General features: G+C 63.8%; 10 protein-coding genes. 5 read left to right on the plus strand and 5 right to left on the minus strand.

Annotation, left to right across the window (positions count from 1 at the left end):
* Positions 1-21: 21 nt before the first annotated feature.
* Genes XW59_RS25280 through XW59_RS25300 form a run of 5 tightly spaced genes read right to left on the minus strand, consistent with a single transcriptional unit; the run spans position 22 to position 6,256 of the window.
* Positions 22-1,086, minus strand: a complete 1,065-nt coding sequence (locus XW59_RS25280; protein ID WP_047148678.1) for a branched-chain amino acid ABC transporter permease — start codon at positions 1,084-1,086, stop codon at positions 22-24.
* A gap of 2 nt (positions 1,087-1,088) precedes the next feature.
* Positions 1,089-1,979: a branched-chain amino acid ABC transporter permease gene (locus XW59_RS25285; RefSeq protein ID WP_047148679.1), complete on the minus strand. Its 891-nt coding sequence runs from the start codon at positions 1,977-1,979 to the stop codon at positions 1,089-1,091.
* Between the two features lies 1 nt (position 1,980).
* Positions 1,981-4,095 (minus strand): ATP-binding cassette domain-containing protein, encoded by a 2,115-nt coding sequence (locus XW59_RS29900; RefSeq protein ID WP_348639333.1) that lies wholly within the window; start codon positions 4,093-4,095, stop codon positions 1,981-1,983.
* On the minus strand, positions 4,092-4,934 hold the full coding sequence (locus tag XW59_RS25295; protein ID WP_047148680.1) for an ABC transporter ATP-binding protein: 843 nt from the start codon (positions 4,932-4,934) through the stop codon (positions 4,092-4,094). Before XW59_RS25295 ends, XW59_RS29900 begins: the two co-directional genes overlap by 4 nt.
* Positions 4,935-4,939: 5 nt before the next feature.
* A complete protein-coding gene (locus XW59_RS25300; RefSeq protein ID WP_047148681.1) occupies positions 4,940-6,256 on the minus strand; it encodes an ABC transporter substrate-binding protein in 1,317 nt (438 codons plus the stop codon).
* Positions 6,257-6,481: 225 nt separating this feature from the next.
* On the opposite strand from XW59_RS25300, the gene XW59_RS25305 reads away from it, so the two are divergent.
* From XW59_RS25305 to XW59_RS25325, 5 genes are read left to right on the plus strand one after another with little or no spacing between them, the layout of a single operon-like run.
* A complete protein-coding gene (locus tag XW59_RS25305; protein ID WP_052958529.1) occupies positions 6,482-7,576 on the plus strand; it encodes a phosphotransferase family protein in 1,095 nt (364 codons plus the stop codon).
* Between the two features lie 10 nt (positions 7,577-7,586).
* Entirely contained in the window at positions 7,587-8,762 is a 1,176-nt protein-coding gene (locus XW59_RS25310) for an acyl-CoA dehydrogenase family protein (RefSeq protein WP_047148682.1), read from the plus strand.
* A complete protein-coding gene (locus tag XW59_RS25315) occupies positions 8,759-9,535 on the plus strand; it encodes a 3-oxoacyl-ACP reductase family protein (protein WP_047148683.1) in 777 nt (258 codons plus the stop codon). The genes XW59_RS25310 and XW59_RS25315 overlap by 4 nt, the downstream gene beginning before the upstream one ends.
* A complete protein-coding gene (locus tag XW59_RS25320) occupies positions 9,529-10,728 on the plus strand; it encodes a CaiB/BaiF CoA-transferase family protein (protein ID WP_206077745.1) in 1,200 nt (399 codons plus the stop codon). The genes XW59_RS25315 and XW59_RS25320 overlap by 7 nt, the downstream gene beginning before the upstream one ends.
* A gap of 38 nt (positions 10,729-10,766) precedes the next feature.
* Positions 10,767-12,410 carry an AMP-binding protein gene (locus XW59_RS25325; RefSeq protein WP_047148684.1) on the plus strand — a complete coding sequence of 548 codons (1,644 nt, stop codon included), beginning with the start codon at positions 10,767-10,769 and terminating at the stop codon, positions 12,408-12,410.
* Positions 12,411-12,420: the final 10 nt, after the last annotated feature.

The following is a 12,420-nucleotide window of genomic DNA, read 5'->3' on the forward strand; positions in this document are numbered from 1 at the left end:
TCCCTGATATCTCTTTTGGGCTTAGTATTTGAACGGCCAGCGGCGCAGGCGCTCGCGGGCACGCATCGCGAGGCTTGCCAGCCCACGCGGTTCAAGGATCAGGAATCCGATGATCAGCCCTCCGAAGATCATCAGCTCCAGGTTCGCCACCATATCTGGCCGGATTGTTCCGCCCAGGAGCGTCGCCAGATTGGTGATCGCCACCGGCAAAAGCACGATGAAGCACGCCCCGAGGAAGGAGCCCGCGATGCTGCCGAGGCCCCCGATGATCACCATGAACAATATCTGAAACGACCGGTGCATGGTGAAAGCTTCCACATCCACATTGCCGAGATAAAGGAAGCTCCACAGCGCGCCCGCCACGCCACAGAAGAAGCCGCAGACGGCAAAGGCGGTGATCTTGGCGCGCGGCACGGAAATGCCGGTCAGCACCGCCGCCGTTTCCTTGTCGCGCACGGCCAGCCAGCCACGCCCCTCGGGCGAGCGGACAAGATTGCGCGCCAGAAGCGCCAAAAGGACCGTGAAGATGAATGCGATCTCATAGCGCGCCGCAACCGACGTCATTGGGATACCGAACAAAGACAGAGGCGGCGCGCCGACGATGCCCGAGGCGTTGTTCAGATATAGCCACGGCACGTGAGTGCAGATCCATTCGATCAGGAACTGCGCCATCAGCGTCGCCACCACGACGTAAAGGCCGCGGATGCGCAGGCTCAAAAGCCCAAATAACGCGCAGACCGCACCGGCGACCACGCCGGCCAACAGGAATGTCACCGGGAAGGGCAGCGCCGGCACCCGGATCACAAGGTTGACCGCCGCGTAGGCTCCCACCGCCATGAACCCGCCCGACCCCAACGAGATCTGCCCCGCATAGCCCGTCAGCACATTCGCCCCGATCGCCGCCAGCGACAGTATCAGGAAGGGCAGCAGGATCGAGCCCAGCCAGTAGCTGTCGGCCATCCGTGGTAGCACCACGCCGCCGATCACCAGCAACGCTAGGAAAGCCCACCTTTCCTGCGCCACGGGAAAGAGCTGGAGTTCCTGCGCATAGCTCGTCTTCATCGAACCCACATGACGATAGAACATGCTCAGACCCTCGCCACGCCGGTGCTGCCGAAAAGGCCGGTCGGGCGGAAGACAAGCACCGCCACGGCCAGGGCATAGGGGAACCAGTTCTCGATCCCGCCACCCACATAGGGGCCGATATAGACTTCGGCCAGTTTCTCGCTCGCTCCGATCAAAAGGCCCGCGACGATCGCCCCGGGGATCGAGTTGAACCCGCCCAGAAGCATCACCGGCAGCGCCTTTAACGCGACCAATGTCAACGCAAACTGCACGCCAAGCCGCGCGCCCCAGACCAAACCGGCCACCAGCGCGATCACGCCGGCCGCGCTCCAGACCACGGCCCAGATCATGCCCAGCGGCACACCCGCGACCTGGGCGGCTTGCGTATCCTCGGCCACCGCGCGCAGGGCACGCCCGATCCGGGTCAGCGTGAAGAACAGCGACAGGCCCAGAACCAGCAACGCCGCAACTGCCGCCGTCATCAGATCGGCGCGCGACACGAGAATATCACCGATAAAGATCGGATCCTCGGGCAGGCCAAGGTTCAGCCCGCGCACATCGGTGCCCCATATCAGCTGCGCCAGCCCCTCGATGAAGATCGAAAGGCCGATGGTCGCCATGAAGACGATCATGTGATCCTGTCCCAAAAGTGGGCGCAGTACCGCGCGTTCGATGGCCATGGCCAGCACCACCATCGCGGCCAGCGTCACCATCAGCGCCGTCCACCATGGCAGCCCAAGTTCGGTGAATCCCACGAAGTTCAGCGCCGCAAACAACACCATCGCGCCCTGCGCGAAGTTGAACACGCCCGATGCCTTGAAGATCAGGACGAAGCCAAGCGCCACGAGCGTATACATCACCCCCGACAGAAGCCCGCCGATCAGCACTTCGAAAAAGAACGAAAGGGGCGACATCTCAGCCCTCCATTGATGCGGTATCGGCGCTGGTGCCCAGATAGGCGCGGATCACCTCGGGATCCGCGCGGACCTCGGCCGGGGTGCCGTCGGCGATCTTGCGACCGTAGTTCAGCACCACCACGCGGTCCGACAGGCCCATGACCACACCGATGTCGTGTTCGATCAGCACGATCGTGGTGCCCAGTTCGGCATTGGCGGCGCGGATGAAGCGGCACATATCCTGCTTTTCCGCATGGGTCATACCGGCCATGGGTTCATCCAACAGCAGGATGCGCGGTTCGCCTGCCAGTGCCCGGCCGAGCTCGACCCGCTTCTGCACCCCGTAGGGCAGGGTCGACACCGCCTGGTAGCGGATCGGCGTGAGGTCGAGAAAATTGAGGATTGCTTCCGCCGCCGCGCGCTGCTCGCTTTCCTCGCGCATCACCGAAGGCAATCGCAGCCCCCGCGCGAGGAAGGCGCCGGGAAAGCCGCTGCTGACTTTGCCCGCTCGGCCCGCGACGATGTTGTCGATGACATTCAGCCCCGGAAACAGCGCCACATGCTGAAATGTGCGGCCGATCCCGCTGGCGGCGGCCTCGGCCGGCTTCATCCGGGCGCGCACCTTGCCTTCAAAGGTAATCGTGCCTTCGCGTGGGGTATAGACCCCGTTCAGCGTATTCAGAAACGAGGTCTTGCCCGCTCCGTTCGGCCCGATGATCGACAGGATCTCGCCCTTGCGAACCTCCATGGACACATCGCTCAGCGCGCTGACGCCCCCGAAAGCGACCGAAACGCCCCGCGCCTCCATCACCACGGGATGATCGCCATGGTGCCGGCGCGCCGCACCGGCTGGTGCGATGGCTTGCGGGGCTGCACTGCGCAGATGGCGCGTTTCGCCGAGAAGCGTCAGCTCGCCAGGCGCGAAACCGCCAGTGCGCAGCGTCCAGCCAGCAAGACCAGCCGCGCGGGCGGCATTCTCCAGCGCCTGCGACAGCGCCTGGGGGCCACCTGCATCGGCCAGCAGGGCGGCTTCGGCCGGATCGGTGGCGATTTCGGCCTGAAGCCCCTCAAGATCGTGCCAGACGCGGGCGCGGTCGACGACCGGCGCATCACGCAGCAGGGCCTCGGCTCGCGTTTCGGCATCACGTGCCTGCCCGTTATCCAGTCCGAGACCTATCGCACGCAGCTTGCCCAGCGCACCTGGCGCGACAAGGCCAGCGCTCACCACGGCCAGCCGACACCGCAATAGGCCAATCGCATTGCGCAAGGAGGCCGCGAAAAGCGGACCGCCGATACCACGCGCACGCGCCACCATATCCCCCCTTCGGCCCAAGCGGCGGCGGATATCGCGGTCGATCAGCTCCCAGACCCGCGCCGGAGCCACCAGGGCGTCGGGGGTCACGTCCAGCAGATCCAGCGGGAAGGTCGCGGGGCCCTCGACACAGTTCACCTCGGCTCCGGTTGCAATTGGCAACGCCAGCGACAGCGCCGCGTCCTCGATGGACGAAACCGGCAGGAAAGCGATCAGCCGTGCCCCCGTACCGATCCCCGGCACCAACCCGGTCGCAGCTGCGAGCAAGCTTGCCAGGTCATGCGCAACGATGGCGGGTGGCGCTTCGCGTCCTTCGTCATGCAGCAGGATCCGGCCCGGCGAGACGGTGGTGGGTACAGCCCCGGCGGTGCGATCCAGATCGGCCAGAGGCAGCGTCTGGCCCGGCCACCAGCGGGCGGCATGTTCATCGGCGGTGATGACCAGCGTGGCACCACCGCCGGGTGGGCCGAACCGACGCAGAAATTCGGGGCCAAGCGGCATCGCATCGGCCCCAAGCGCCTGCGCGGCGATGAGGGCCGTGTATAGCTCGGGCAGGTTCTCGCCGATCACGACGACACGGGCGCCAGGACCGATATCGCGCGCCGACATCGCCGCAGCTTGTCGTAGGGCCAGATCGCGCAGCGCCCCGCGCGACCAGCATTGCCAGATGCCCGCGCGCTTGTGGCGCATCAGCACATTGCTCGGCGCCTCGGCACACAGCCGGTCCAGAGCCGCGAGCAAGCTTTCCCCCACCTCGCGCGGTTGCGAAAGCTGCATCACGGCTTGCGGCATCCTAAGCGCCCTTGCTTCCATCGAGCTCATGTCAGCCATCTCTTGCGTTCGGTGAAGCCCGCCATGCCTTCATCGGCAAATCCCAGATAGCTGGCCTTGATCTCGGGGGCTGAGGCCAACTCGGCCGCCAGCCCATCGCGAATGACGCGGCCGTTCTCGACCAGATAGCCATGGGTCGCGAAACGCAGCGCGACGGCCGCGTTCTGTTCGGCCAGCAGGAAGGTCACGCCCTCTTCGCGGTTCAATCGGGCGATGATGCCGAAGATATCCTCAACCAGTTGCGGGGCCAGCCCCATGGATGGTTCATCCAACAGGATCATCCGGGGCCTTGCCATCAGCGCACGCGCGATGACGCACATCTGCTGCTCGCCCCCCGACAAAAGCCCGGCATGGGATCTGCGGCGCTCTTTCAGCCGGGGAAAATAGCTGAAGATCATATCCAGCGTCTCGGCCACCGCCGCGGCACCGTCGCGCCGCGTGAAGGCACCGACACGCAGATTATCCTCGACAGACAGGCCGCCGAAGGCATGGCGCCCCTCCATCACGAGCGAGATTCCCCGTGCCGCCATCCGCGAGGCGTCCAGCCGGTCGATCCGCTGGCCGTCATACTGGATCGTGCCCTTGGTGATCTCCCCCCTTTCGCTACGCAAAAGGCCCGAGATCGCTTTCATAGTGGTGGTCTTGCCGGCACCGTTCGCACCCAGAAGAGCAACGATGCCGTGGCGCGGAACCGACAGCGAAAGCGAATGTAAAACCATCGCCTGACGCGAATAGACGACCTCAATCGCATTCACGGCCAGAAGCGGTTCGGCCACGGCGGAGACGCCCCGCCCGGCAGAATCGGCCACGGTGTCGGCGGGACGCTCCATCTGCCTCAGCCCTCGGATGCGCAGTCGCGGGGCGCAATGCCCTTTTCGGCGGCGTAGGCGGCAGCCGATTGCTCGATGAGAGGGCGGACGATTTCGGCATCGGGTTCGATCCAATCAGAAATGGTAGTCCATTTCTCGCCGTCCCATTGCTGCATGATTGCACGACCGCCGCCCTCATGGTCTTCGCAGGTGATCGCAATCTCGGCCATCAGCCCTTCCAAACCCAGCTCGCGCAGCCGGTCGGTGCTCAGTGTCAAGTGCTCGAGACCCCAGCGGACCTCGTCGCCGGTCAGCGGACGGTTGCCGAATTTCTTCATCGCGGTGCGCATGCCTTCGGTCACCACGACAGCGTGCACGATGCCGCGCACGAAATAAGCCGAGCCGATCCGCTCCTCCGACACATGGCCCTTGCCCTTGGCGTAAACATGGGCGCGGATGTCGTCATAGACGGGATAGTTGCCGCCTACCGTGTGAAAACTGCCGGTAATGAAGCCCTTGGCCGCGTCGCCGGCGGGGACCACATCCTCTTCCGATCCCGACCACCACCACCCGATGATCTTGTCGCGCGGAATACCCGCACGCTGTGCCTCTTTCAGCCCGGCAGCAGTGGCCGCACCCCAGCCACGAAACAGTACCCAGTCCGGCCGAGCCTGACGCACCTGTAGCCACACCGCCCGCTGATCCAGCCCCGGAGGTGCGATCGGAAACGTGGTGAATTCGAACCCGTATTTCTCGGCCTGGGTGGCCAACACCGGCTCAGTTTCGCGCCCGGCGGCAAAATCCATCACCACATTGGCGATCTTCTTGCCCTTCAGCGCTTCGAATCCGCCCTCCTGCTCGGCGATCCAGCGGATGGTGGCGGTGTTCTCGCTCCAGTAATTCGCGACCGCCGGGAAAATATAGGGAAAGACCCGCCCGTCTGAACTGTCGGTGCGCCCATAGCCCACGGTGACGCTAGGGATCTTGTCGGTAGTCATCCGGTCAATCAGCGCATAGACCCCTCCGGTGCCGGAAGGCGTGAAGGCCGCGGCCCCCGTCGCTCCCATGCCCTTCTGGCGCTCATAACATTCGATCATGCGGTCGGGCTGATAGGCGGTTTCGCATTCCTGATAGGTCAGCTTCACGCCGTTAATGCCGCCGTCACGCTGGTTAAGCATCTCAAGATAGTCGGCATAGGCGCCATAGATCCCCACGCCTCCGGCCGCATAGGGACCGGTGCGATAGATCGACACTGGCATGAACTGCTCTGCGGTCTGCGCATACCCGCTCCCCGCTGACACGAACAGACAAAGCGCGGCCAAGCCGCCCTGCACAAATTTCATGGACTTCCTCCCTTGCGTGGAACGGGCCTCCTAACCCGTTTTGGTCCGACCATTAATTCTTAAACTTTCAGAAAACAGACCGTCAAGAAAATTCTTTCACCAGATATTCTGCACGATCATCGCGGATATGCGACATATTTCAACAAATATGGTCCGACAAAAATATTGACGCGGCCTTTTTAGTCCGACAATAAGTCACATCATGAAAGCGGATCGGCACAGAAAATGCACATCGAATCGACCAACGCGCCCCTGCCTGCCAACGTAGCGTTGCGGCCCGACCATCTGCAGGTACCGCTCGATGCCCGGGCGGTTGCAGCCGAGATCGCTCGCAGCGGCCTGGCACTGGACCACTCGGTCCCCCCCCGACAATTCGCGGGCGGGCTCGCGAACCTGAACTACTTGATTCGGTTGGAAAATCGCTGGGCCGTGCTGCGTCGTCCACCATCAGGGCCGCTGCCGCCCGGAGCCAACGACATGGCGCGCGAACACCGTATCCTATCGCGACTGTGGCAGGCCTTGCCGCTAGCACCCCGCAGCCTGCATCTGTGCACCGACCCTTCGGTGATCGAGGTGCCGTTCCAGATTTTGGAGTTTCGCGGTGGACTGACGCTCCGCGGCGCCAGCCTCGCCCCCCTACTGGAAACGCCCCAAATTGGCAGGGCGCTGTCGGTGATGCTGGTGGAGACGCTGGCGCAGGTTCACGCGGTCAGCCCCGAGGCCGTTGAGCTTGGAAGCCTCGGCCGACCAGAGGGTTTCTTTCACCGACAGGTAAAGGGCTGGCTCGGTCGTGCTGTCGATGTCGCGGGAGGCGATCTGCCTGCTACTGCCCGCCAGATCGCCGACTGGCTGGAGGCTTGCCCGCCACCACAGGACGAAGGCCCCGTGCTGCTGCATTCCGATTTCAAGCTCGACAACCTACTGCTGGATTCCACGACGCTCCGCGCCACCACCCTTGTCGACTGGGACATGGGTACCCGTGGTCCTGCGATGTTCGATCTGGCCACCATGCTGTCCTACTGGACCGAGCCCGGTGATCCACCCTGCATGCATCGTCTTGCCCAGATGCCCACCAGCCGCCCCGGCTTTACCAGCCGCGAAGAGGCCGCTACCGCCTATGCCCGGCAAACGGCGCGCAGCATCGATGATATCCGGCCCTGGCGGGTGCTGACCGTGCTGAAATTGGCGGTGGTCTTCCTTCAGCTGCACCGCCGCCATGTCACCGGCGAAACCGCCGACCCCCGCTATGCCACCTTCGGCGGGTTGGGCACCGATCTTTACGCCTTCGCGCTCGATATCGCGCGCGGGCGGCTATTTTGAAGGAGACAGGATGGACTTCTCGCTTTCCCCTGATCTGGACACGCTGGAACGCCGTGTTCACGACTTCGTCACGGACCGGATCATTCCCTTCGAATCCGATCCGCGCCGGGGCGCGCACGGCCCCGATGACGGACTGCGAGCCGATCTGGTCGCCCAGGCGCGCGCAGCGGGCTTGCTGACCCCCCAGGTATCGGCCGAATTTGGAGGCATGAGCCTGTCACATCTGGGCAAGGCCGTGGTTCTTGAGGCTTCAGGTTATTCGATGCTGGGGCCCATCGCCATGAATTGCGCCGCACCCGACGAAGGCAACATGCACCTGATGGAGTCGGTGGCCACCCAGAACCAGAAAGAGCGCTGGCTGCGCCCGATGACCGAGGGCCGGACCCGGTCCTGCTTTTGCATGACAGAACCGCACCCCGGCGCCGGGTCCGACCCCGGTCTGCTGAAGACCACTGCCGTCAAGCAGGGTGACCGCTTCGTCATCAACGGCACCAAATGGCTGATCACCGGGGCTGATGGCGCGGCCTTCGCGATCATCATGGCACGCACCATTGTCGACGGGCAGGACCTGGGCGCCACGATGTTCCTATGCGACCTGCCCGCCAAAGGCTTCACCGTTGTCCGCAGCCTCGACACGATGGATTCCAGCTTTGCTGGTGGCCATGCCATAGTCGAATTCGAGGGGTTGGAAATCCCCGAAACCGATGTCCTCGGCGAGGTGGGCCAGGGTTTCCGCTATGCGCAGGCACGGCTGGTTCCGGCGCGGCTGACACATTGCATGCGCTGGCTTGGCGCCGCCCAACGCGCCCATGACATCGCCACCCGCTATGCGAAGGAACGCGAGGCTTTCGGCCAAACCTTGATCCGCCACGAAGGCGTGGGTTTCATGCTGGCCGATAACGAGATCGACCTGCATCTGACCCGCCTTGGCGTGCGTCATTGCGCCTGGCTTCTGGACCAGGGCGCGCGGGGGTCGTCCGAAAGCAGCATAATCAAGGTCCATGCCTCCGAGGCCTGCTTCCGCGTAGCCGATCGTGCCGTGCAGATCTTGGGCGGCATGGGCGTCACCCGGGAGACGGAGGTGGAGCGCATCTTCCGCGATATCAGAGCTTTCCGCATTTATGACGGTCCCTCAGAAGTGCATCGCTGGAGTATCGCGCGCAGGCTGGAGAGGAGGACGGTATGACGACGGTATCCCCACTGAGACAGGCGCTTGACGACCTGTTGGGAAAGGTTGTGATCGTGACAGGAGGAGGGCGCGGTCTGGGCCGCGCCATCGCCGAAGGCTTCGTGGCCGAAGGTTGCCGCGTCGCCATTATCGGACGCGACCGCGAGACCTTGGAACACGCCGCCGCCGAGATGGGAAGCAAGGTCCTGCCCTGCCCCGCCGACATTGCCGACGAGGATCAGGTCGCGGCTCTCTGCGCCACCGTGCGCGACCGCTGGGGCCGGATCGACGTGTTGGTGAACAATGCCGGCGTCAACCCCTTCTACAAGCGGGCCGAGCATACCGACCATCGTGAGTGGCAGCAGATCATCGACGTAAACCTGACCGGGGTGTTCTTCGCCTGCAAACATGCAGGCCGTGTCATGCTGGATCAGGGCGCGGGCTCCATCGTCAATATCACCTCGGTCGCGGCCAAGGTCGCGCTCGACCGCACCACGGCCTATTGCGCGGCGAAGGCTGGGGTCGAACGGATGACGGCCGAGCTTGGTTTCGAATGGGCCAGACGCGGGGTTCGGGTAAACGCCGTCGGCCCCGGCTATTTCGCCACCGATCTGACCGAGGGCCTGCGCGAAAACGAGGCGCTGGCGGAAAAGATAACCGCCCGCACACCGATGGGCCGTTTCGGTCGGCCCGACGAGCTGGTGGGGGCTTGTCTGTTTCTAGCCTCGGACGCTGCCGGCTACGTGACCGGCAGCACACTCATGGTCGATGGAGGGTGGACGGCATGCTGAACCCGCAGATGCCCCCCAAGACGGCCCTCGACGGATTGAAGGTGCTGGATCTGACCCGCCTTTTGCCGGGTGCCTTCGCAACACAGATCCTGGCCGATATGGGCGCCGATGTGCTGAAGGTCGAACAGCCCGGCAGCGGCGACTACAACCGCGCCTTCGCCCCCATCGCCAAAGAGGAATCGGGGTCTTTCCTGCTGCTCAACCGCAACAAGCGCAGCCTGACCCTGAACCTCAAGACCGATGAGGGCAAGGATATCCTACGCGATCTGGTGCGCGGTGCCGATATCCTCATCGAGGGTTTTCGCCCCGGAGTGATGGACAGGCTGGGCATTGGCTATGAAAGCCTGCGCCAGATCAATCCCGGGCTGATCTACTGCGCCATCTCCGGCTATGGGCAGACCGGCCCATGGAGGCTGCGCCCCGGCCATGACATGAATTATCTGGCCGAGGCAGGGGCGCTGCAACTGTTCGGCAAGGCTGGCGAGGGGCCGATTGTACCGGGCCTGTCGATCGCCGATGTGGGTGGCGGCTCGCTGATGGCCACCACAGGAATTCTCGCCGCGCTCTGGTCGCGGATGCGGATGGGACAGGGTCAGTTCGTCGACATCTCGATGCATGACGGCGCGATTTCCTGGCTGTCTCTGCACGGCGCGGAGACGCTTTTCGCCGGAATAGAGCCTAAAGGCGGAGAACGCCCCTTCATCGGGCAGGCCGCGTGTTACAACATCTACGAATGCGCCGATGGCCGCCATGTCGCGCTTGGCATAATCGAAGAGCATTTCTGGGAACGCTTCTGCCGCGTCTTCGGCACACCAGAGTTCATCGGCAGGCAATGGCCGGAGGGAGACGAGGCCAGAGCCCAGAAAGCTGCCCTCCAGGAACGTTTCCTGACGAAGACCCGCGATGAATGGGTGGCCGAGTTGGACTCGGTCGATATCCCGTTCGGCCCTGTCCTCGGCATCGCCGAGGCGCTGGAGACCGACCACGCCCGCGCCCGCGAAATGCTGCTGGAGATCGACCATCCGGCCGAGGGACGCGTACCGCAGTTGGGTTTCCCAATTAAGCTGTCGAACACGCCCGCAACGATCCGTTCGGCACCACCATTGCTCGGCGAACACACGGACGAGGTTCTGGAAGCCCTCGGCTACGATGCACCCCGGATCGGCGCCCTGAAAGAGGCAGGCGCCGTCTGACGGACAGGAACGGACTTCATCCAAGGGAGGAAGGACATATGCCCCGCAACATGCAGGATTACGACGCGACGCGCGCCAGCTTTCGCTGGCAGGTGCCCGAAAGGTTCAACTTCGCCACCAATGTCGTCGATCATCTCGCCGGCGAAACCGACGGTCTGGCGCTGATCTGGGCCAATGCCGCCGGCGAGGAACGGATCTTCCGTTTCTCGGACATTTCGGCGGCGTCCAAACGCGCGGCCTCGGCGCTTGCGGCGCGGGGGATCGGCAAGGGCGATGTCGTGCTGGTGATGACCCCGCGCATCCCCGAGTGGCAGATCGCCATGGTGGCCTGCCTGCGTCTTGGCGCGGTCGCCATTCCTTGCATCGAGATGCTGACGTCAAAGGATCTGGCCTTCCGCATCTCTCACGCCGGAGTCAAGGGCGTGATCTGCCGCGCCTCCCACGTCGCCAAGTTCGACGGCATTTTAGAAAACACCCCTGTCCGCCTGTCGATCGGCGGCGCGCGCGCCGGCTTCGACGACTGGGACAGCGCGCTGGCCATGGCCGAGCCAGAGATCACACCGGCCGAGGTCATGGCCGACGATCCGGCGGTGCTTTATTACACCTCGGGGTCCACTGGTATGCCCAAGGGCGTGCTGCACGCGGCGCGCGGGATCTATGCTTGGCGCGGCTCGGCCGAATTCTGGCTGGACCTCGGCCCCGGCGATATCATCTGGTGCACCGCCGATGTGGGTTGGTCGAAAGCCGGCACCTCGATCCTTTTCGGGCCATGGAGCGCGGGCGCTTGCAGTTTCTTCTATGATGGCCCCTTCGATCCGGCCGAACGCCTGCGCCTGCTGGCAAAATACCGTGTCACCGTATACTGCGCCCCGGGGACCGAATTGTTCCGCGTCGTCGACGAGGATATCGCCACCCATGACCTAACACGCCTGCGCCATACGGTATCGTCGGGCGAAACTCTCAACCCAGTGGTTGCCGACCGCTGGCGCCGGCGCACCGGCATCCCCATCCTCGAGGCCTATGGCCAGACCGAAACGCTGATGACGCTCTTGAACTACGCCTGCAAAGAGGTCCGCGATGGGTCGATGGGCCTGCCGATGCCTGGATTGGACCTCGACGTGATCGACGACTCCGGCCGCCGCCTGCCCGCCGGAACCGAGGGCGAGATCGCGATCCGCCTGCCGGTGCCACAGATGATGCTCGGCTATCTGCACGACGAAGAACGCACCCTCAAATCCGTCATCGACACACCGGACGGCCAGTGGTTCCTTACCGGAGACCGCGGTGAACGCGATCTGGATGGATACTTCTACTACAGGGGCCGACGCGATGACGTGATCAACTCATCCGGTTATCGCATCGGGCCAACAGAGGTCGAGAACGCCCTTCTCGAACATCCCGCCGTGCTCGAATGCGCCGTCATTGGCAAGCCCGATAGTGAACGCGGCGAGATCGTAAAGGCCTTCATCGTGCTGCGCGAGGCGCAGCAGATGACTGAAGCCCTCGCCCGCCAGATACAGGAACATGTAAAGAAGTGTACGGCACCCTACAAATATCCAAGAGAGGTGGAAGCGGTGACAGATCTGCCCAAAACTCAGACCGGCAAGATCCAGCGCAAGGCGTTGCGCGACCTTGAAAAGGCCCGCATTTTCCGGACTCCAGAGACAGGCCCCGAAATCTGATGCAATCTGA

Source organism: Aquamicrobium sp. LC103, assembly GCF_001014615.2.
Taxonomy (GTDB): Bacteria; Pseudomonadota; Alphaproteobacteria; order Rhizobiales; family Rhizobiaceae; genus LBCQ02.